This is a genomic window from Streptomyces sp. NPDC047043, from assembly GCF_040644055.1.
Lineage (GTDB): Bacteria > Actinomycetota > Actinomycetes > Streptomycetales > Streptomycetaceae > Streptomyces.
Window position 1 is genome coordinate 369,213 of record NZ_JBEYVO010000004.1, and the last position, 20,800, is coordinate 390,012.

Below are 20,800 nucleotides of genomic sequence, written 5' to 3' on the forward strand. Positions count from 1 at the left end.
GGACGGGCAGGCGTCAGGACAGGTCGGCACAGGCGCGGGCGATGCGCTCGCAGGCTTCGGTCAGGACGTCGGTCGAGGTGGCGAAGGAGATGCGGAAGTAGCCCGGCGAGCCATAAGCCGCACCGTGGATGACCGCCACCTGCTGCGACTCCAGCAGGTACCGGGCGAAGTCCTCGTCGGAGCGGATCTCCTCGCCCGCCGGTGTCCGTTTTCCTTGTACGCCGGTGCAGTTGACGAAGGCGTAGAAGCCGCCGCTGGGCGGCGTGCAGGACAGGCCGGGGATGTCGTCGACGAGCTTCACCGTGAGGTCGCGGCGCCCGCGGTAGACGGCCACGCATTCGCGTACGAAGGTCTGGTCGCCGGTGAGCGCGGCGGCGGCCGCTGCCTGGCTGATCGAGGACGGGCAGGAGGAGATCTGCGACTGCAGGGCGTTGACGGCGGCGACCAGTTCGGCGGGCCCGGCACCGTAGCCGATGCGCCAGCCCGTCATGGCGTACGACTTGGAGACGCCGTTGGTGAGGAACACCCGGTCGGTCAGCCGGGGTTCGACGGCGGCGAGGCTCGGGACCTCGCCGGGCTCGTACCAGATCTCGTCGTAGATCTCGTCCGTGAGAACCTGGACGTGCGGGTGGGCGAGCAACACCTCGGCCAGTGCCTTGAGTTCGGTGGTGGTGTAGGCGGCGCCGGTCGGGTTGCTCGGGGCGTTGAGGATCAGCCAGCGGGTGCGGTCGGTGATCGCCGGTTCGAGGCGCTGGGGGGTGAGCTTGAAGCCGTCCCGCTCCGGGCAGTCGACAACGACCGGGGTGCCGTCGTTGGCGAGGACCATGTCCGGGTACGACACCCAGTACGGCGCCGGGACGATCACCTCGTCGCCCGTGTCCAGGGTGGCCATCAGCGCGAGGAAGATGACCTGCTTCGCTCCCCCGCCGACCGCGATCCGGTCGGCCGGGTAGTCGAGTCCGTGCCGTTCCTCGATCTTCTGCCGTATGGCGTCCCGGAGTTGGGGGGTGCCGTTGACCGGGGTGTACTTGGTTTCGCCCTGCCGGATCGCCTCGATGGCGGCTGCCTTCACATGGTCCGGAGTGTCGAAGTCGGGCTCGCCCACGGTGAGGTCGAGGATCCGGAGCCCCTCGGCCTTGAGTTCGCGGACGCGCTGGGCGGCCGCCGTGCTCGGGGACGGCTTGATGCGCCGTACGCGCTGAGCGGTCGTCATCGGTCGTTCCGCCTCTCGAAGTTGAGGCCCCCGGGCACCTGGAAGGTCGGCAGGATCTCCACGTGCCCGATGTTCACGTGGCGCGGCGACCCGACCGCGAACTCGATGGCGTCGGCGATGTCCTCGGGCTTGAGGGACTCGTAGCCGTCGTAGAACTGGCGCCGGGCCTCTTCCATGTCGCCGAGCAGGCGGCCGAAGATCTCCGTCTCCACCCGGCCCGGGCAGATCTCGGTGACCCGGATGCGCCGGCCGTATCCGTCGACGCGCAGCTGGCGGGAGAGGGTGTGCACGGCCGCCTTGGTGGCGTGGTAGATCGTGTTGCCGCCGAAGTTGTAAACCCCGGCGATCGAGCTGATGTTGACGATGTGGCCGCGGTCGCGTTCGGCCATCCCGGGCATGAGCAGCCGTACGAGATGCAGTACGGCCTGGAGGTTGACGGCGATCTGCTCGTCGACGGCGAACTCGTCGGCGGTGAGGATGTTTCCGGTGCGGGAGACCCCGGCGTTGTTGACGAGGACGTCGATCTCGAGGCCACGCACGGTCTCGGTCAGGGCCGCGGTGTCGGTGATGTCGACGGCGTGCGGGGTGCAGCCCGTACGCCGGGCGAGGTCGTCGAGCCGCTCGGCGCTACGGGCGATGGCGTGGACCTGGAGCCCTTGTTTGGCGAGCCGTTCGACGACCACCGCTCCGATTCCGGTGGAGGCACCGGTGACCAGGGCAGTCCTGTAGTCGGAAAAGGGCATGGGAGTGTGTCTCCTAGCGGGTTGAGGGGGTGGTTATGCGTCGCGCAGCGGCAGATGGGCCCTGTCCTGCACCCGGGACACGGCGAGCAGAGTGCCGAGGGCGGTGACGACGGCGTAGAAGGCGGGCATGTTGGTGTTGCCGGTCTTGTCGATCAGGTACGTCATCAGCAGGGGTGCCGTGCCGCCGAAGAGGGCGGCGGAGACGTTGTAGCCCAGGCCGTAGGCGGAGTAGCGGACGCGGGTGGGGAAGAGCTCGACGAGCAGGATGTGGATGACGCCGGTGTGGCCGGCGAAGATGACCGCCATGATGCAGGCGCCGAGGATGGCGAGGGGGACGCTGCCGGTGCCTATGAGCAGGTAACAGGGAACTCCCGCTGCGGCCATGGCGATTGCGGCGCCCGCGAGGACCTTCTTGCGGCCGATCCGGTCGGACAGACGGCCCATGTACGGGATCGCGATCGAGATCGCCACCAGGCTGGTCGCTGTCACGAGCAGGCCCTGCACCTTGCTGAAGTGCAGCTCGGTGTTCATGAAGGTCGGCATGTAGCTGAACAGGACGTAGTAGCCGGAGCCGTTCATCAGCGGGATGAACAGGGCGAGCAGCATCGCGCGGCGGTGTTCGGCGGAGGAGAAGGCCTCCTTGAGGGGGTTCTTCGAGAGGCCGCCGCCTTCTTGCAGACGGGTGAAGTTGGGGGTGTCACTGATCCGCTTGCGGATGTAGATGCCGGTGATGCCGAGCGGGATGGCGAGCAGGAACGGGATGCGCCAGCCCCAGGCCTCCATGCTGTCCGCGCCGAGGCCGCTGGTCATGGCGGCGGCGATCAGCGTGCCGGTGAGCAGGGAGAGGAACGAGGCGATCTGGGCGTAGCTGGTGTACAGGCCGCGCTTGCCCTCGGGGGCGTGTTCGGCGAGGAAGCTCATCGCGCCGGAGGCCTCGCCGCCGACAGAGAAGCCCTGCGCGACACGCAGCAGGATCAGCAGGACCGGCGCCGCGACGCCGATGCTGGCGTGCGAGGGCAGGAGGCCGATGGCCGCGGTCGCGACACTGATCAGCATGATGACGAAGACGAGCATGCGCTGGCGGCCGATGCGGTCGCCGAGGTGGCCGCAGATGATGCCGCCGAGCGGGCGGAAGAAGAACGAGACGGCGTAGCCGATGAAGACGAACTGGACGGCGGTCGCGTTGTCCGAGCCGGGGAAGAAGACCGCGGCGAGCGTGCCGGCCATGAAGCCGAAGATGCCGTTGTCGTAGAGCTCGGCGAAGATGCCGACGCAGCCGGCGAGGGTGACTTTCCTCGCCGTTCTCGGGTCGACTGTGTTGGGTACCGGCTGAGCGGCGGCCACGGTACTCATGGCGTCTCCTGTCTGGAGGTGGGACGGGGAGGTGGTGCTCACGGCTCGGTGCGGGTGTCGGTTGTCGGGCCCGGTCAGGGGCTTGGGGGGACGGGGATGCGCAGGGCCTGGAAGACCGTGCGGACGCGTGCCTTGAGGGCGTCGACGGCGTGGCGCTCGGCCCGGTGGGCGGTGACCGCCTCGGCGATGGTGCGGCGCCGGAAGCGGAGGGACTGGCCGGGTCTCGCCTGTCCCAGTGCGGACAGGCCGGTGGCGGTGACGACCGCGAGGACGGGGTAGCCGGCGGTGACACCGCGGCCGCGGTGCAGGACGAGCAGTTCGTCTCCGGTGGGGACTTCCACGGCCCCGACGGGGACGCCGCGCGAGAGGACCTCGCCGGTCACGACCCGGCGCGGTACGTCGCCGCCGAGGCGCAGCCCGATGTGGTTGCTCTGCGGGCTCACGGTGTACGGCGACCGGAAGAGCCGTTCGGCGGTGTCGCCGAACTCGGCGCGGTCGGGGCCGTCCGTGACGTCGATCGTCCACGTGGTGTGGAAGCGCGGCACGGGTGCCTTCAGGCGGAACAGCGGGATGCGGAAGTGCGGGTGGTCGAGGGGCGGGCAGGGGGTGCGCAGGCCGACTTCGTCGCCGTCGCGCAGGGTGCGGCCGAAGCCGAGGATGGTGTCGGGGGCGCAACTTCCTTGCAGCATAGGGGCGTTGACGGAACCGAGCACCGCCAGATAGACGCGGATGCCGAGCCGGATGCCGGTGACACGGATCGTCTGGCCGCGGCGGACGGAGACGGGCTCCCACTGGGGACGCGCGACACCGTCGACGGTCAGGTCCGCGGGCGCGCCGGTCACGGCGACGAGCACATCGGTCGAGGGGGTGCAGCCGAAGTCCGTTGCGGTGATCTCGATCAGCGGTGCGCTCTCGTCGTTGCCGCACAGCACGTTGGCCACGCGGGCCGAGTGCTGGTCGAGCGCGCCGTTGACGGGGAGGCCGTAGCGCGAGCGTCCGAAGCGGCCGAGGTCCTGCACGGTGGCGAGTCCGGCCCGGTGGACGGTGAGGGTGTCAGCCATGGGCCGCCGCCAGGGGCAGTCCGGCGTGGTCGTCCCACTCGTCGGCGCTGATCGGCCGGAAGCGGAAGGTGTCGCCGGGGCGGTAGGGGGTGAGCGGATCGGCGTCGAGGTCGAGCACGGACAGCGGCGTGCGGCCCAGGAGCGGCCAGCCGCCGGGCGACGGCATCGGGCAGATGACCGCCTGCCGGCCGGCCACCGCGACCGACCCGGGCACGACGCGTGTCCGTGGCGAGGCCAGTCGGGGAACGGGGTTCGGAAACGCCGGGCCGTCCATCATCGGGGCGCCGGCCGGCGCGCCGAGGCAGCGGACGGTCAGGTCGGCACCGGAGTGCAGCTCCACGACCTGCTGCTCGGTGAGCCCCAACTGCTGGGCCACGACGGGCAGGTCGGGCCCGTGCTCTCCCCCGTAGACCACGGGAACCACGAACCGCCTTGCCGCAACGGCCTGTTCGGGCCGCTCGCCGAGCCGGTCGGCCTCGCGCCGCAGCACTCGCCGTACCGTCTCGTGATCGGTGCCCGCACAGTCGAACTCGACGAGGAGCGCGTCGTACGTGGGCACGATCCCGTGCACCCCGTCCGGCCGTACGGCGTCGAAGGCGTCGGCGAGGGCGTGCACGAGCCGCCAGTCGCGCTGCGCGTCGCCGCGCACTGCCCGGGCCACGACGGCCGAGTCACCGCAGTCGACGATCACGACGCCGCCGTCCGGTTCAGTCATCGCGGCCGTCCAGTACGTCGGCGAGTGCCGTGATCTTGATGTCGGCGGCGAGGAGTTCGTCCCGGATGCGGTGCGCGAGGGCGACGGATCCCGGGGTGTCGCCGTGCAGGAGCACGGTGTCGCAGCGGACGGGCAGGTCACGGCCGCCGACGCTGCGGACGACGCCTTCGGTGACCATCCGGACGGTGCGTTCGGCGATCTCCGTCTCGTCGTGGATGACGGCACCGGGCTCGCTCCTCGGCACCAGCGTGCCGTCGTCGCGGTAGGCCCGGTCGGCGATCCCGACGATGCCGACGCGCAGGCCACGCGCGCGTGCCGCGTCGGCGAGTTCGCCGTCCTGGGCGAGCACGATCAGCGAGGGGTCGAGGGAGGCGACGGCGTCGGTCACCGCGGCCGCGTAGTCCGGGCGGACCGCGACCAGGTTGCCGAGCCGGCCGTGCGGGGCCACGTGCTGTACGCGGGTGCCGTGCGCGGCGGCGAACGCCTGCAGCGCGCCGACCTGGTAGAGCACGTCGGTGCGGACCTCGTCCGGCGTCAGGTCCATCGCGCGGCGGCCGAACCCGACGAGATCGGGAAAGCCGGGGTGCGCGCCGACGGCGACGCCGCGCCGTACGCAGTGGCGAACGGTGGCGTCCATGATCCGCGGGTCGCCCGCGTGGAAACCGCACGCGATATTGGCCGAGGTCAGCACCTCGAGGAGCGCCTCGTCATCGCCCATGGTGTAGGCACCGAATCCCTCGCCGAGATCGGCCACGAGATCGACCGTACGGGCCATGAGTTCCTCCCATGAGTTCCAGCAGAAAAGGACGAGAATGGCGTTCGTGACGCCGCCTGAATTTCTTCGAAATGAGCGAGGGATCCCCCGGCCGGGCGGCTGAAAATCTGCGTTTCGGTGAACGTAATACCAACGGGACGTGGCGGCAAATATGCGTTCTGCGTGACGTAATCACGGCTGGCTATGACCCGCGTCACCAGCGCACGGGCCCGTCCCCGCGGTCCCGCACCTACGATGAGGCCCCGCACCAGCTGGAAGGCCGCGTATGGACACCAGGCGTCTCTACTCGTTCGTGAAGATCGTGGATGCCGGGAGCATCACGCGCGCGGCCGACATCCTGCACATCGCGCAGCCCGCGCTCAGCCAGCAGCTCTCGGCTCTGGAGGCCCAGTTCAAGCAGCAGCTGCTGATCCGCAGCAAGCGCGGGGTCGCCCCGACCGAGGCCGGCCGTGCGCTGTACCGGCACGCGCAGCTCATCCTGCGCCAGGTCGAGCTCGCCCACGCCGCGGTCGACGTCTCGGGCCGCGCACCGGCCGGCAACGTCTCCGTGGGCCTGGCCCCGTACAGCATGGGCGCGGCACTCGCGCTGCCGCTGCTGACCGGCGTGCGCGAGCGCTACCCCGACATCCTGCTGCACATCAACGAGAACTTCGGCGGCGTCATCAGCGAGGCGATCATGACGGGTCGCATGGACATGGCGTTCATCTACGGCGCCGGGCCGCTGCGCGGGGTGCAGTTCGAGCCGCTGCGCACGGAGGACCTGTTCCTGATCGCCGCGCCGGGCGGGGCCGCGCCGCCCGGAGAGGGCGACGTCCCCCTGGAAGCGCTGGCCGACGTGGGCCTGCTGCTGCCGAGCCGTATCCACACCATCCGGCAGGTCGTCGAGGGCGCCTTCCAGCAGGCCTCGCTGCAGCCGCGGGTGGTCGGCGAGATCGAGTCGGTGCTCACCCTGGTCAGCGCGGTCGGCGCGGACCTCGGGGCGACGGTCCTGCCGTGGTCGGCGGCGCGCGCGATCCTCGACGTACGGAATCTGGTGGTGCGCCGGATCGTCGAGCCGACGATCCCGGTCAAGCTGTCGCTGTGCACGTCGGACAGCCAGCCGCTGTCGGAGCCGGCCCTCGCGGTACACGACCTGTTTCACGAACAGATACGCATTCTCGATGGCGTCACGTAAAACTTCTATTTGTTCCCCTGCGGTGCGCTGCCTAACGTTTCCGTCGATCGCCGTCATTCAATTCGTACGGCGCGGAAGACGACAGGAGAAATAGATGCGGCAGCGTGTGCTCGTCACCCGTGCGAACCTTCCCGGCGGCGGCCCGACCCGCCTGGCGTCCCACGCGGATGTCGTGGGTCCCGGTCCGGCGGTGGGCGGCGTGAGCGGGATTCTGGCGCTCGGCAACGACCGGGTGGATGCCGCGCTGCTGGACGCGGCGGGCCCGTCGCTGCGGGTCGTGGCGCTCGCGAGCATGGGGTACGACGCGGTCGACCAGGAGGCGGCGGCCGCGCGCGGTGTGGTCGTCACGCACACCCCGGGCGTGCTCGCGGAGACCACCGCGGATCTGACCTTCGCACTGATCCTCATGGCTCGCAGGCGGCTGGGCGCGGCCCGTGACTCGCTGGCCGCCGGGCAGTGGAACGTGTTCCGGATGGGCGACCATCTGGGTCTGGACGTGCACGGCGCCACGCTCGGTCTGGTCGGCTACGGCCAGATCGGCAAGGCGGTGGCACGCCGGGCGCAGGGCTTCGGCATGCGGCTGCTGCACCACGACCCGTACGCCCCCGACGACGCGCTCTCCACTTCCGTGGACCTGCCGACCCTGCTCGCCGAGTCCGACGTGGTCTCGCTGCACGTCCCGCTCACGCCACAGACCCGCCACCTCGTCGGCGCCGCCGAACTGGCCGCCATGAAGCCGACCGCCACGCTGGTCAGCACCTCGCGGGGTGGCGTCGTCGACGAGGACGCGCTCCTCTCGGCACTGCGCAACGGGGTCATCCACTCGGCGGGGCTGGACGTCTTCGAGCGCGAACCGATGGGCACCGAGCTGTCACCGCTGGTCGGCGACCCCCGCGTGGTGACACTCCCCCACATCGGCTCGGCCACCGAGGCGACACGGGCCGCCATGGTGGACCTCGCGGTCGACAACATCCTCGAGGTGCTCGCCGGCCGACCGGCGCGGACCCAGTTGCCGGGTACTGCCGCGTCGCCGGGTGCACGGAGCCTCGCCGGATCCCCCCGACCCGGCTGCTGAACACGGACGTCACCCACCCTCCGCGGCAGCCCTCCCCCAGGCCGACTCCCGCAACAACCGCAGCCCATTGAGCCCGACGACAACGGTCGAACCCTCATGCCCGGCCACACCCAGCGGCAGCGGCAACGTGCCCGCGAGGTCCCACACGACGAGACCCGCGATGAACACCCCGGCAATCACGAGGTTCTGCACGACCAGCCGCCGCGCCCGACGGGACAGCGCGATCACGGCGGGCACGGTGGCGAGCTCGTCGCGGACGATCACCGCGTCCGCGGTCTCCAGCGCCAGGTCGGAGCCCGCCCGGCCCATGGCGATGCCGCTGTGGGCGGCGGCCAGGGCCGGGGCGTCGTTGACTCCGTCCCCGACGACCAGGACCTTGCGCCCCGCGCCCTCCAGCTCCCGCACCGCGCTCACCTTGTGCTGCGGCAGCAGCCCGGCCCGTACGTCCTCGATGGCGACCTCGGCGGCCAAGTGCCCGGCGGCGCGCGGGTTGTCGCCGGTCAGCAGGATCGGGACGGTGCCGGTGAGCGCCGCAAGGGAGGCGACGGTGGTGGCGGCGTCCGGACGCAGGCGGTCGGCGAGGCCCAGCACTCCCACCGGAACACCGTCGACGACGACCAGGACGGCCGTACGTCCGCCCTCCTCCAGCTCGGCCGCGAGAACCGCCGCCCGTGCGGCCGTGGCGTCGCTCGCGTCGGCGAGGAGCCGGGCCGGAGCGCCGACGGCGACCCGCCGCCCGTCGACCGTTGCCGTCACACCCACACCCGGCGTGGACTCGAACTCCTCGGCCACGGACGGCGACAGCCCCCGTTCGCGCGCCGCGTCCACCACCGCCCGCGCCAGCGGATGCTCGCTGGGGTGCTCGGCGGCGGCCGCAAGCGCCGTCAACTCCCGCTCCCTCAGGCCGGATCCGGGCAGCGGCCGTATGTCGGTCACCCGCGGCATGCCCTCGGTCAGCGTGCCGGTCTTGTCCAGCGCGACGGCGCCGACCTGCCCGAGCCGCTCCATCACCACCGCCGACTTCACCAGCACGCCGTGCCGTCCGGCGTTGGCGATCGCCGACAGCAGGGGCGGCATGGTCGCCAGCACCACCGCGCACGGCGAAGCCACGATCATGAAGGTCATGGCCCGCAGCAGCGCCTCGGTCAGCCGGCCCCCGAGAGCGAGCGGCACCGCGAACACGGCGAAGGTCGCCGCCACCATGCCGAGCGAGTAGCGCTGTTCGACCTTCTCGATGAACAACTGGGTCGGCGCCTTGGTCTCGGAGGCCTCCTCCACCATGCGCACGATCCGGGCGATCACCGAGTCGGAGGCGTCCCGTTCGACGCGGACGCGCAAGGCACCCGTGCCGTTGACGGTCCCCGCGAACACCTCGTCGCCGGGCTCCTTGGCGGCCGGGAGCGGTTCGCCGGTGATGGTCGCCTGGTCGACCTCGCTCGCCCCGTCCAGCACCCGCCCGTCGGCACCGACCCGCTCGCCCGGCCGTACGAGGACCGTGTCACCGACCGCCAACTCCTCGACGGGTACGGCCTGTTCGGAGCCGTCCAGGGCGAGCCGGGTCGCCGTGGGCGGCGCCAGGTCGAGCAGTCCGCGCACCGAGTCGGCGGTCCGGGCGGCGGCCAGCGCCTCCAGCGCACCCGAGGTCGCGAAGATGACGATCAGCAGGGCGCCGTCCATCACCTGCCCGATCGCGGCGGCGCCGAGCGCGGCGACGACCATCAGCAGATCGACGTCGAGGGTCCTCTCCCGCAGCGCCTTGAGCCCCTCCCAGCCCGGCTCCCACCCACCACTGACGTACGCCAGGGCATACAACGCCCCCCAGCTCCAGGCCGGCGCACCGGTCAACTGCAGCGGCAGCGCGAGCAGGAAGAAGGCGGTGGCCACCGCGGCCCAGCGCACCTCGGCCGGCGCAGGGAACCGGGTCCGGCGGCGGGACGTACCCGCGTCGGACACGGGCGCAACCGGGCCGACCTGGGGCGGAGTGAGCGTGGAGGTCATTCGCCCACCATACAGGAATACATGAAGATCCATTCATTCCTTCATGTGGCGCCGGCCCGTACCTCCGTCCGACCGGGCTCCTTGCCGCCCGGCCTCCGTAGGATGAGCGGTATGGGCCACGGAGCTGACACCGACACCGCCGCCACGGCACGCGAGCGCCTCGAGACCGTGGGCGCCTCCGACGTGGCCGCCACGCTCCAGGCCCTGGCGACCCCGTCCCGGCTGCGCATCCTGGCCCGCCTCCAGGAGGGCCCCTGCGCGGCGACCGAACTCGCCGACGCCGTGGGCATGGAACAGTCCGCCTGCTCCCACCAGCTGCGCCTGCTGCGCAACCTCGGCCTGGTCACGGGCGAGCGCCGCGGCCGCTCGGTCATCTACGCGCTCTACGACAACCACGTCGCCGAACTCCTCGACCAGGCCCTCTACCACGTGGAGCATCTGCGCCTGGGCCTGCGCGACGCCGCGAGCGCGGTGGACGCGACGACGACGGCAGGCTGACCCCGGCGAAGCCGACGGTACGCCGCCGCCCCCTCCCCGAGCTCCGCCATCCGGGCGACCGAACACCTGCCCCAACTCGCCGCGCCGACCAGCCAGTTGGCCCCGCGAGATTTGACAGCGCACAGCCATGCCTCCAACCTGTGCTCATGACATCCATTTCCAATAAGAACGGCCAGTCATGCGCGTCGCGTTCGTAGGCAAGGGCGGCAGCGGCAAGACCACCCTGTCCGCCCTCTTCTCCCGCCATCTGGCCCGCTCCGGCGCGCCGGTCGTCGCCATCGACGGCGACATCAACCAGCACCTGGCGTACGCCCTCGGCCTCCACGAGGACGAGCTCTTCACCGCGCCGCCGCTCAGCGCGCGGACCGGTGAGATCAAGGACTACCTCCGGGGCACCAACCCGCGGATCCCGTCGCGCGCCGCCATGGTCAAGACGACCCCGCCCGGCCGCGGCTCCCGTCTGCTGCGCCCGCTCGGCGACGACGAGATCCACGCCCACCACGTCCAGGAGGTCGCCGGTGTGGCCCTGATGGTCACCGGGGCCTTCGACGAGAGCGACCTCGGGGTGGCCTGCTACCACTCCAAGCTGGGCGCGGTCGAGCTGTACCTGAACCACCTCGTCGACGGACCCGGCGAGTACGTCGTGGTCGACATGACGGCCGGCGCCGACGCGTTCGCCTCGGGCCTGTTCACCCGCTTCGACATGACCTTCCTGGTGGTCGAGCCGACCCGGAAGAGCGTCTCGGTCTACCGCCAGTACCGCGACCACTCGGCCGAGTTCGGCATCCCGGTCGCCGTCGTCGGCAACAAGGTGACCGGCGAGGACGACCTCACCTTCCTGCGGGAGCACGTCGGCGACGACCTCGTCGCCCACTGCGAGCAGTCGTCGTTCGTCCGGGCGCAGGAGCAGGGCCGCACCCCCGGCGAGCTGGAGCCGCACAACGCGCGCACCCTCGAGAGGCTGCGCGAGGCCGTGGACGCCCGCCCCAAGGACTGGGCCGCCTTCCAGCGCCACGCCGTCGAGTTCCATCTGCGCAACGCCACCGCCTGGGCCAACGAGGCCACGGGCCGCGACCTCACCGCCCAGGTCGACCCCGACTTCGAGCACGGCCCCGCGGCTCTCGCGGCCTTCGCCTGAGCCCATCCGCAAAGAACCGCACCAATGACCGCACTACAGAACAGGACAGCCCTTCATGTCGCTCGACGTCTCCCCGCAACTGCTCGCCGATGCCGAGAACGGCGAGGTGCGGGAGAAGGACTTCGTGGAAACGGTCCGCACGTCCCTGCCGTACGCCTATGACCTGATCGCCCGCCTGGCGGACGAACTCCGCGCTGGTAGCGCCGAGTTCGCCGACAACCAGACCCCGCCGCCCTCCGAGAACGAGCGCGGCCAGCTGCTGCGGGCGCTGTCCAGTGACGCTATCCGCGGCAGCCTCGAGCGGCACTTCGGCGTGGCCCTCGCCTTCCAGAACTGCCATCGCGTGGCCGTCTTCCACCCCGAGGACCTCGGCGGCGAGACGCACACCCGCTTCACCTCCCTGCGCTCCCAGATCCTCAACCAGTCCCCCGAGTTCCGCGACTGCTGACCTCGCGGGACGCGTCAAGAGTTGGCAACGGTTTTCATAAGGGCCGGGCCGGGCATGGTTTCGACAATCGTTTTCATTTAGCGTGAGGGGGCAGCCCGGTCCACACCGGGCTGCCCCCTCATCGTTGACACCCCTGTTCCGACCCGTCGTGGAGGATCCATGCCCGCGTCCCCGTCCCGTCGCCCGGCCGCCCTGATCGGCGGCGCCTGCCTGGCCCTGCTGGCAGGCTGCGGCAGCTCGTCGGGCTCCGGCAGCGACTCGCAGACTCCGGCAGCCTCGTCCGCGATACCGGTGGTCGCCTCCACGAACGTCTACGGCGACATCGTCCGGCAGATAGGCGGCGCGAAGGTCGACGTCACGTCGATCATCGCCGACCCCGATCAGGACCCGCACTCCTACGAGGCCAACACCCAGAACCAGTTGGCGCTGTCGAAGGCGAAGGTCGTCGTCGAGAACGGCGGCGGCTACGACGACTTCGTCGACCGCATGCTGAAGAGCGGCCACTCCTCCGCCACGGTGATCAACGCCGTCAAGGTCTCCGGCAAGACCGCCCCGAAGGGAGGCGAGCTCAACGAGCACGTCTGGTACGACTTCCCCACCGTGGCCCGGATCGCCGACCGTATCGCCGCCGCGCTGGGCAAGGCCCACCCCTCCGGCGCCGCCGCCTTCGCCAAGAACGCCGCGGCCTTCAAGGCGAAGCTCCAACCGCTGGAGGCGAAGGAGGCGCAGATCAAGAAGGCTCACCGCGGCGAGGCCGTGGCCATCACCGAGCCCGTGCCGCTGTACATGATCGAGGCGAGCGGGCTGAAGAACGCGACGCCCGCAGAGTTCAGCGAGGCCATCGAGGAGGGCGACGACGTCTCCGCCAGGACACTGCAGACCACGCTGGCCCTGTTCAGCGGCGAGAAGGTCGAGGCGCTCGTCTACAACGAGCAGACCTCCGGCCCGCAGACCGAGAAGGCCGAGGCCGCGGCCAAGGCGGCCGGCATCCCCGTTGTACCGGTCACCGAGACCCTGCCCAAGGGCAAGGACTACCTCGGCTGGATGACCGCCAACGTCGACGCGCTCGCGAGCGCGCTGGCCAAGTGAGGCACCCGGCTGCGGTTCCGCGGCCCCGTCAGGGCAACGGCAACGCCGACACCCTGATCAGTCTGCGCGAGGCGGCCCTGTCGTACGGAGACCGCGTGGTCTGGAGCGGCCTCGAACTCGACGTGAAAGCTGGGGAGTTCGTTGCCGTGCTCGGGCCGAACGGAGCGGGCAAGACGAGTTTCGTACGGGCGCTGCTGGGCCGGCAGCCGCTGTCCGCCGGGTCGCTGACCGTGCTCGGCCGCAGTCCGCGCGAGGCCGCCCGGCACCTCGGATACGTGCCCCAGCAGGCGGAGTTGTCCGCGCAGGCGATGCTGCGCGCCCGCGATCTGGTGCGGTTCGGGATCGACGGGCACCGTTTCGGGCCGAGGTTGCGCTCGGGTGCCGTACGCCGTCGGGTGGACGAGATCCTCGAGTCCGTCGGGGCGTCGTCGTACGCCGATGTACCGCTCGGGCTGCTCTCCGGGGGCGAGCGGCAGCGGGTGCGCATCGGGCAGGCACTGGCGACAGGTCCCCAAATCCTGCTGTGCGACGAGCCGTTGCTCTCCCTCGACCTCCATCACCAGCGGGCCGTCACCGAGTTGGTGGACGCCCGGCGACATTCCCACGGCACGGCGGTGGTCTTCGTGACCCATGAGATCAACCCGGTACTCGGCCTGGTGGACCGGGTGCTCTACCTGGCACGCGGCGGCCACCGGGTCGGGACGCCGGAGGAGGTGCTGACCTCCGAGTCGCTGTCGCAGCTGTACGGCACCCGGGTCGACGTGGTCCGGGTGCACGGCCGTGTGGTGGTGGTCGGCGCCCCGGACGACCCGGCCACGCCACCGCATCACGCCCACGAGACACAGGAGTTGCGCGCATGACGCTCGCCGAGGGGGTCTGGCACCAGATCTTCGGTTTCGAGAACTACGGCGAACTCCTGGCGCTGGTCCGCAACTCCCTGATCGCCGGGGTGGCGCTCGGTCTGGTGGGCGGGCTGGCCGGGGTGTTCGTCATGATGCGCGATCTGCCCTTCGCAGTGCACGGCATCAGCGAGTTGTCCTTCGCGGGCGCGTCGGCGGCACTGCTGCTGGGGGTGAACATCGTGGCGGGCTCGATCGCCGGCTCGCTGCTGGCGGCAGGCGCGATCGGCGTCCTGGGGACGCGGGCCCGTGACCGCAACTCGGTGATCGGCATCATCATGCCGTTCGGCCTCGGGCTGGGCGTGCTCTTCCTCGCCCTCTACAAGGGCCGCGCGGCCAACAAGTTCGGCCTGCTCACCGGGCAGATCGTCGCCGTCGACACCCCGCAGACGGCCTGGTTGCTGGGCACCTCCGCGCTGGTCCTCGTCGCGCTCGCGGTCATGTGGCGGCCGCTCGCCTTCGCCAGCGCCGACCCGGACGTCGCCGAGGCGCGCGGGGTGCCGGTGCGTGCGCTGTCCTTCGCGTTCATGATCGTGCTCGGTCTCGCGGTGGCCCTGTCGGTGCAGATCGTCGGCGCACTGCTGGTCCTCTCCCTCGTCGTCACTCCCGCCGCGGCCGCCGCCCGCCTCACCGCGTCTCCGGTGGTACTGCCACTGCTGAGCGTGGTGTTCGCCGTGCTCTCGATCGAGGGCGGCATCCTGCTCGCCCTGGGCAGCTCCATCCCCATCAGTCCGTACGTCACGACGATCTCGTTCACGATCTACGCCGTCTGCCGATGGGCGGGCACTTGCCGCACCCGGCGATGGGGAGCACCGCGAACCGCCTGAGCCCAGTGGAGGCCCTCGCCCTACCGGCCCGTCGCGCCGGCCCAGCCGATCAGGGCGCCGCGGAGCGCGGCGAGCAGGCGGGCGGCCGCCTCGTCCTCGGTCCGTCCGGACTTGATCAGGTCGAGGACGTCGCGTGCGGAAGGCGTGCCGGACCTCCTCCACGGAGGAGAAGTGCCGGTAGGCCGTCGCGGTGGACACCTCGGCGTGCTTGGCGATCTCGGCCAGGCTGACCGGCGTGGGCGAGTTCTCGAACAGCATCGCGGCGGCCTTGATCAGCTGCCTGCGGTTGCGCTCCGTGTCACTGCGCATTGGTCGGCTTCCCCGTTGCATTACGACTCGCCGTTCAGCTTCAACGAAGGGCCGAGAGGCCGCCCGCCAGACTTCGGACCCCCTCGGTGATGGATTCCGGGCCGGCAGAGCACGACAACCGCAGGTGACCCGCGCCGCGGGCACCGAACTCGCTCCCGGGCCGGACCGCGACCCCGTTGCCGGCGCCGCGACCGGCGGCAGCTGTGGTCCTCCGCCATCGCGCGTACCTCCTGGCCGCCTTCGCGTACGGCGGTGAGGGCGGAGGTAGCCGATGCGCCAGCCCGTCATGGCGCACGCCTTGGAGAGGTCCGGCAGTAGATCGTGCGGTCGGCCGGCGACGGGATCGCGAGCGCGGAGGTGAACGGCTCGCCCCCTGCACCTCCCCTAAGCGGCCCGGTGAGCAGCACTTCAGTCCTAGGGTGATCGCCATGAGCGACAGTGACTTCGCCGATCTCCGCGGCAAGGAGTTCGAGCGCGCCGACATGGCCGGGGCGCGGTTCACCACGGTGAACCTCAACGGGGCGACGCTGCGGGCGTGCGTGCTCAACCGGGTCGTGATGCGCGGTGTCGAGCTGGTCGACACCACCATCGACGGTGAGATCCAGAACCTCGTCATCAACGGCGTCGACGTCGCACCACTGGTCGAGGCGGAACTCGACCGCCGGCACCCCGACCGGCCCAAGTTCCGGCCCACCACCCCCGAGGGGTTCCGGGAAGCCTGGGACCTCAACGAGCGGTTGTGGGAGGCGACCGTCGCCCGCGCGCGGCGGCTGGACCCGGAGAAACTGCACGCGTCGGTCGGCGGCGAGTGGTCGTTCATCCAGACCCTGCGCCACCTCGCGTTCGCGACCGAGTCCTGGGTCTCCCGAGCCGTCCTGGGCAACCCCCGCCCGTGGCATCCACTGTCCCTGCCGTGGGACCAGATGAGCCCGCGACCAGGAGTGCCGCACGACCGCGAGGCTCGCCCGTCGCTCGACGAGGCGCTCGCCCTGCGACTGGCGGCAATGGCGACGATGCGGCGGGTCGTCGACGGCCTGACCGACGCGCAGCTCGACAGCCGTACCGAACCCCTGGAGGGCCCCGGCTGGCCCGACGAGGGCGACACCTTCCCCGTACGCGAATGCCTGCTGGTCGTCCTCAACGAGGAGTGGTGGCACCGTATGTACGCCGAACGCGATCTCGCCGTCCTCGAACAGGGAGACTGAACCCGATGGAACTCGCCTTCACCGGCCGGGTGATCGAATGGCGCGGACCGGCGCCGTACTACTTCGTCCCCGTGCCGGACGAGGAGTCCGCCGACATCCGCGAGGTGGCCGCAATGGCCACCTACGGCTGGGGCGTGATCCCGGTCCAGGTCCGGATCGGTGAAGTCGCCTTCGAGACCTCGCTCTTCCCGAAGGACGGCACCTACCTGCTGCCGCTCAAGAACGCCGTGCGCAAACCGCAGGACATCTCGGCAGGCGACGACGTAACGGTGGAGATGACCGTCCGCCTCGGCGCCTGACCCGCCCTCGGCCTACGCGGCCTTCCACCGTGCCGTCGTCGCGGCCACGGGCAACGAGTCGCTGCTCACGCTCCTGGAGGGCATCTCCGGCCGTACCCTGCGGGCCCGCATCTGGCGCGGCCTGGTCGACACCCGGGCCGCGGGCCGCCGCGCTGCTGCAGGTGAGCAGTACGGAGACGTGGCTGAGGGACCACCTGCACGACCACCTGCCCACCGAGTGAACGTATTCTTCGACGGTGTCCGAGAGCGAACCGATGCGGCTTCCCGACATGCCGCTGCACGACCCGTTCGTCGTAGCCGACGAGAAGACCCGCACCTACTACCTCTACACGTCCAACGACCCTTCCGTGTCAGGCGTGGACGGCACCGGCACGATGGTCTACCGCAGCCAGGACCTGCTCGACTGGACGCGCCCCGTCGTGGTCTTCCTGACCGCCGAGCAGCAGGACCTCTGGGCCACCGACGGCGCCTGGGCTCCGGAGGTGCACGAATGCGGCGGCAGGTACTACCTGTTCACCACGCTGCACAACCAGGACAGACCGCTGCCGGTGCCGCCCGCCAACCAATGGGGCACGCCGTTCCAGCTCCCGAACCACATGCGCGGCACGGTCACCGCCGTGTCCGACTCGCTGCTGGGCCCCTTCACCGTCGTCGACCCCGCGCGGCCCACCCCGCCCGAGAACCTCATGACTCTCGACGGGACGCTCCACGTCGACCCGTCCGGACAGCCCTGGATGGTGTACGCGCACGAGTGGCTGCAGACCATCGACGGCACCATGGAAGCGATCCGGCTGACCGCCGACCTGTCCGGCACGATCGGCGACCCGGTCTTCCTCTTCAAGGCCTCGGACGCGTCCTGGATCGGCGAACAGATCCCGGCCGGCGTCCCGAACCAGCTCCCGCCTTACATCACCGACGGCCCCCAGCTGTACGGCACGCCCGACGGCTCCCTGCTCATGCTGTGGTCGACGTACGAGAAGAATCTCGTCGGCAAGGACGGCACCATCAGCGGCGGCTATGTGCAGACGTACGCGGTCTCCAAGTCCGGTGACCTGGCCGGGCCTTGGGAACAGCACCGGCCGCTGGTCCGCGACGACAGCGGCCACGGCATGCTGTTCCGTACCTTCGACGACCGCCTGATGATGATCCTCCACCGGCCCTTCGAGAACGCGCGCGGGAAGCTGTACGAGATGCAACTCGACGGTCACGAACTACGCGTACTCCGCCAACGCACCGACCTCGACGGCGGCGGATGACCGTCGACCGCGGGCGGACGTGGGACTCGACGGTGGTCTCCGCGCCGGAGAGGCGGGTGGCGATCTCGGCGTTGCACAGGCCGGTGGCGACGACGCAAACCTCGCGTTGGCGCCGACCGCGTCGCCGACGGCCAACGCGCGGTGCGTGAGCGGGAACCCGCGGACTCCGGCGCGCAGGGCGTCGCAGGTGCACTCGTCGAGGTCGCGCTCAGCCCGACCGGGAGCGCTGACGACGGTCAGCCCGGCGAACACCACCGCCGAACCTGCCGTGCCCAGGGCCCGCCGGCGACCTCCTCCGGTTCATGCCCGTAGCGGATACCGCTGCCGTAGCGGGAGACGATGAACAGGGCGTAGTCGATGGCCACCGCCAAGCCCGGCATCAACGCCGGCGTCGAGGCGCTGGAGCCCATGTCGAAGACCGCGATGGCCGTCGTCAGCGCGAAGATCGCGGTCAGCAGCGGCAGCCCGGGCGCGAGCCGTTGCCCGACCATGACTTCCCGGGCGCCCGTACGACAACGGTCTCTGTACGTTCCTGGAGCGCCTGCTGCACTCGCGAGTCAGGTCATCACGCGGGCAGCGGTGAGCCGGGCCCAGGTCTCCGGGCCCGGCTCTGTCTGGTCCACTGAGGTGCCGTCAGCACCGGTCGATGCGGGGAACCTTCGGGGTTTCGCGGTGTTTCCCGGCGGCGGCTACAGAAGCGCTGGTGGTCGCCGGGTCGAGGGAGAGTGCGCCTGTCGCGAGGCCGTTTTCGCCGGCCAGACTCACTTCGACGGGTGTGACGGGTAGTTGGGCTTCGTCGGCAGGTCCGGCTTGCTCGGGAGGTCAGGCTTCGTGGGAAGCTCGGGCTTCGCGGGGTGTGCGGGGTAGGCGGGCTTGACTGGGAGTTCGGGCTTTGCGGGGTAAGCGGGCTTCACCGGAAGCTCAGGCTTCGCGGGATAGGCAGGCTTCACCGGAAGCTCAGGCTTCACCGGAAGCTCAGGCTTCGCCGGGTAGGCAGGCTTCGCCGGGTAGGCAGGCTTCACCGGAAGCTCAGGCTTCGCCGGATAGGCAGGCTTCACCGGAAGCTCAGGCTTCGCCGGATAGGCAGGCTTCACCGGAAGCTCAGGCTTCGCCGGAAGCTCCGGCTTCGCCGGATAGGCAGGCTTCACCGGAAGCTCCGGCTTCGCCGGATAGGCAGGCTTCACCGGAAGCTCAGGCTTCGCGGGATAGGCAGGCTTCACCGGAAGCTCAGGCTTCACCGGATACGCAGGCTTCACCGGAAGCTCAGGCTTCGCGGGATAGGCAGGCTTCACTGGGAGTTCAGGCTTCACCGGAATCGCCGGGTACGCGGGCTTGACGGGAAGCTCGGGCTTCGCGGGGTAGGCGGGCTTCACCGGAAGCTCGGGCTTCACCGGATAGGCAGGCTTCACCGGAAGCTCAGGCTTCGCGGGATAGGCAGGCTTCACCGGAAGCTCAGGCTTCACCGGATACGCAGGCTTCACCGGAAGCTCAGGCTTCACCGGATACGCAGGCTTCACCGGAAGCTCCGGCTTAACCGGGTGCGCCGGATAAGCAGGCTTGGCCGGAAGCTCGGGCTTCACGGGCTTTGCCGGATAGGCGGGCTTCGCCGGGAGCTCAGGCTTCGCTGGGTAAGCAGGCGTCACCGGGTATGCAGGCTTGACCGGAACCTCAGGCTTCACGGGGTGCGCCGGATACGCCGGCTTCACCGGCAGCTCAGGCTTCGCCGGATGGGCCGGGTACGCAGGCTTGACCGGAACCTCAGGCTTCATGGGATGAGCCGGAAACGCCGGCTTCACCGGGTGCTCGGGATAGGCGGGCTTGACCGGGTGCTGCGGATAGGCAGGCTTGACCGGATGCGCCGGATACACCGCCCTCGCCGGGAGCTCCGGATACGCCGGCTTCGGCGGAACCTCAGGCTTTGCCGGGGTCGGCGGGTGCGGCACAGGGTGGTCCTGAGCGTGGGTGGTTCCGGCGCTCCCCAGCGCGGCTGCGGCAAGCGCTGCAGCCACGGCGGATGACGCCAGGACAGATCGCCATCTCGGCGATGTCGTCATTTTCTCCACTCTCCTCGACTTGGTTCAGAGCTCGTGACGGCTGGTCAGCACCAAGAGCCGGACAGTGGAATGATCAGGAAATCGGACACCCGAATAACGCAATTAGGCGCATAAGCCACCGGATGGTGTAGCGCGGGCGGGCCAGTTGGCCCGGATACCGCCCGCCAAGCGGCAGAAGGCTCTGGAGCGCACCACGCATCTCAGACCTGCACCCGGCGAACGCCTCGACGCGGCACCCGCCAAGTTGACGACGCGTCAAAACCACCACGCCCGCACGGTTCGCGCCCTCGCGAGGCAGCGCTCGGCCCTACCTCCCGTACGTAAGAATCCGCGCACGCAGAATGGACTACGACGCGCGCCCGGCCACGCCCACCTTCAACCGCACCCGACCGCGGCAACCGGCATCGCCACCGTCACGCCCGCCCGACCGACCCAGGTCGCACGGCACGGCACGGCACGGCATCCGCAGAATCGACCCCACTCCGCGCCACCAACCCACCGGTACGACCTCAGCCCACCGACCCGCGACCCCGCCCCAAGATCCCCCGCCCCAAGATCTCAGCCCACCACCACCGGCGGTCCGCTGGTCCCGCGTACGACCAGCTTCGGCTCCAGGACCGCCTCGCGCGGCTCCAGCTCCGGATCCTCCAGCCGCTCCACCGCGAACCGCA

The 20,800-nt window shown here is 70.5% G+C and carries 19 protein-coding genes and 3 pseudogenes; 12 read left to right on the forward strand and 10 right to left on the reverse strand.

The window, feature by feature from the left end; all coding sequences use genetic code 11:
* Positions 1-13 precede the first annotated feature (13 nt).
* From ABZ880_RS08900 to ABZ880_RS08925, 6 genes are all read right to left on the reverse strand, one after another.
* Complete coding sequence (locus ABZ880_RS08900; RefSeq protein ID WP_361259164.1) at positions 14-1,213, reverse strand: aspartate transaminase; 1,200 nt, start codon at positions 1,211-1,213, stop codon at positions 14-16.
* On the reverse strand, positions 1,210-1,956 hold the full coding sequence (locus ABZ880_RS08905; RefSeq protein ID WP_361259166.1) for an SDR family oxidoreductase: 747 nt from the start codon (positions 1,954-1,956) through the stop codon (positions 1,210-1,212). Before ABZ880_RS08905 ends, ABZ880_RS08900 begins: the two co-directional genes overlap by 4 nt.
* Positions 1,957-1,989: 33 nt before the next feature.
* Positions 1,990-3,309 (reverse strand): MFS transporter, encoded by a 1,320-nt coding sequence (locus ABZ880_RS08910; protein WP_361259169.1) that lies wholly within the window; start codon positions 3,307-3,309, stop codon positions 1,990-1,992.
* A gap of 74 nt (positions 3,310-3,383) precedes the next feature.
* Entirely contained in the window at positions 3,384-4,370 is a 987-nt protein-coding gene (locus ABZ880_RS08915) for a biotin-dependent carboxyltransferase family protein (RefSeq protein ID WP_361259172.1), read from the reverse strand.
* A complete protein-coding gene (locus ABZ880_RS08920; RefSeq protein ID WP_361259175.1) occupies positions 4,363-5,085 on the reverse strand; it encodes a carboxyltransferase domain-containing protein in 723 nt (240 codons plus the stop codon). The genes ABZ880_RS08915 and ABZ880_RS08920 overlap by 8 nt, the downstream gene beginning before the upstream one ends.
* Positions 5,078-5,860, reverse strand: coding sequence for a 5-oxoprolinase subunit PxpA (locus tag ABZ880_RS08925; protein ID WP_361259178.1), 783 nt, complete (start codon positions 5,858-5,860; stop codon positions 5,078-5,080). The genes ABZ880_RS08920 and ABZ880_RS08925 overlap by 8 nt, the downstream gene beginning before the upstream one ends.
* Positions 5,861-6,125: 265 nt before the next feature.
* Between ABZ880_RS08925 and nac the strand changes: the two genes are divergently transcribed.
* Entirely contained in the window at positions 6,126-7,034 is a 909-nt protein-coding gene (nac, locus tag ABZ880_RS08930) for a nitrogen assimilation transcriptional regulator NAC (protein WP_361259181.1), read from the forward strand.
* Between the two features lie 94 nt (positions 7,035-7,128).
* Entirely contained in the window at positions 7,129-8,109 is a 981-nt protein-coding gene (locus ABZ880_RS08935; protein WP_361259184.1) for a D-glycerate dehydrogenase, read from the forward strand.
* A gap of 9 nt (positions 8,110-8,118) precedes the next feature.
* On the opposite strand, the gene ABZ880_RS08940 is transcribed toward ABZ880_RS08935, so the two are convergent.
* Entirely contained in the window at positions 8,119-10,107 is a 1,989-nt protein-coding gene (locus ABZ880_RS08940; protein ID WP_361259187.1) for a heavy metal translocating P-type ATPase, read from the reverse strand.
* A 111-nt stretch (positions 10,108-10,218) separates the two neighbouring features.
* On the opposite strand from ABZ880_RS08940, the gene ABZ880_RS08945 reads away from it, so the two are divergent.
* The 6 genes from ABZ880_RS08945 (at position 10,219) to ABZ880_RS08970 (ending at position 15,006) form a co-directional block, all read left to right on the forward strand.
* Positions 10,219-10,605: a metalloregulator ArsR/SmtB family transcription factor gene (locus ABZ880_RS08945; RefSeq protein WP_361259189.1), complete on the forward strand. Its 387-nt coding sequence runs from the start codon at positions 10,219-10,221 to the stop codon at positions 10,603-10,605.
* 178 nt (positions 10,606-10,783) lie between these two features.
* Positions 10,784-11,743, forward strand: a complete 960-nt coding sequence (locus tag ABZ880_RS08950; RefSeq protein ID WP_361259192.1) for an ATP-binding protein — start codon at positions 10,784-10,786, stop codon at positions 11,741-11,743.
* A 55-nt stretch (positions 11,744-11,798) separates the two neighbouring features.
* Positions 11,799-12,191, forward strand: a complete 393-nt coding sequence (locus ABZ880_RS08955) for an SCO5389 family protein (protein ID WP_361259195.1) — start codon at positions 11,799-11,801, stop codon at positions 12,189-12,191.
* A 159-nt stretch (positions 12,192-12,350) separates the two neighbouring features.
* Positions 12,351-13,280, forward strand: coding sequence for a zinc ABC transporter substrate-binding protein (locus ABZ880_RS08960; RefSeq protein ID WP_361259198.1), 930 nt, complete (start codon positions 12,351-12,353; stop codon positions 13,278-13,280).
* A gap of 53 nt (positions 13,281-13,333) precedes the next feature.
* The gene (locus tag ABZ880_RS08965) at positions 13,334-14,140 is read left to right on the forward strand and encodes an ATP-binding cassette domain-containing protein (RefSeq protein WP_361259244.1); all 807 of its coding nucleotides are present in this window, start codon (positions 13,334-13,336) and stop codon (positions 14,138-14,140) included.
* Positions 14,137-15,006 (forward strand): metal ABC transporter permease, encoded by an 870-nt coding sequence (locus ABZ880_RS08970; protein WP_361259200.1) that lies wholly within the window; start codon positions 14,137-14,139, stop codon positions 15,004-15,006. The genes ABZ880_RS08965 and ABZ880_RS08970 overlap by 4 nt, the downstream gene beginning before the upstream one ends.
* 204 nt (positions 15,007-15,210) lie before the next feature.
* Here the strand turns inward: ABZ880_RS08970 and ABZ880_RS08975 are convergent.
* Positions 15,211-15,603: pseudogene (locus ABZ880_RS08975) on the reverse strand (hypothetical protein); the annotation flags it as partial.
* Between the two features lie 140 nt (positions 15,604-15,743).
* Between ABZ880_RS08975 and ABZ880_RS08980 the strand changes: the two are divergent.
* The 4 genes and pseudogenes from ABZ880_RS08980 (at position 15,744) to ABZ880_RS08995 (ending at position 18,075) form a co-directional block, all read left to right on the forward strand.
* Positions 15,744-16,520, forward strand: a complete 777-nt coding sequence (locus tag ABZ880_RS08980) for a DinB family protein (protein ID WP_361259203.1) — start codon at positions 15,744-15,746, stop codon at positions 16,518-16,520.
* Positions 16,521-16,525: 5 nt separating this feature from the next.
* The gene (locus ABZ880_RS08985; RefSeq protein ID WP_361259206.1) at positions 16,526-16,819 is read left to right on the forward strand and encodes a DUF1905 domain-containing protein; all 294 of its coding nucleotides are present in this window, start codon (positions 16,526-16,528) and stop codon (positions 16,817-16,819) included.
* Positions 16,820-16,835: 16 nt separating this feature from the next.
* Positions 16,836-17,040: pseudogene (locus ABZ880_RS08990) on the forward strand (GntR family transcriptional regulator); the annotation flags it as partial.
* A 33-nt stretch (positions 17,041-17,073) separates the two neighbouring features.
* Positions 17,074-18,075 carry a glycoside hydrolase family 43 protein gene (locus ABZ880_RS08995; RefSeq protein ID WP_361259247.1) on the forward strand — a complete coding sequence of 334 codons (1,002 nt, stop codon included), beginning with the start codon at positions 17,074-17,076 and terminating at the stop codon, positions 18,073-18,075.
* A 222-nt stretch (positions 18,076-18,297) separates the two neighbouring features.
* On the opposite strand, the pseudogene ABZ880_RS09000 reads toward ABZ880_RS08995, so the two are convergent.
* Together ABZ880_RS09000 and ABZ880_RS09005 are read right to left on the reverse strand one after the other, a co-directional pair.
* Positions 18,298-18,551 (reverse strand): annotated as a pseudogene (locus tag ABZ880_RS09000) (MMPL family transporter); the annotation flags it as partial.
* Positions 18,552-18,836: 285 nt separating this feature from the next.
* Positions 18,837-20,129: a hypothetical protein gene (locus ABZ880_RS09005; RefSeq protein ID WP_361259209.1), complete on the reverse strand. Its 1,293-nt coding sequence runs from the start codon at positions 20,127-20,129 to the stop codon at positions 18,837-18,839.
* Positions 20,130-20,800 lie beyond the last annotated feature (671 nt).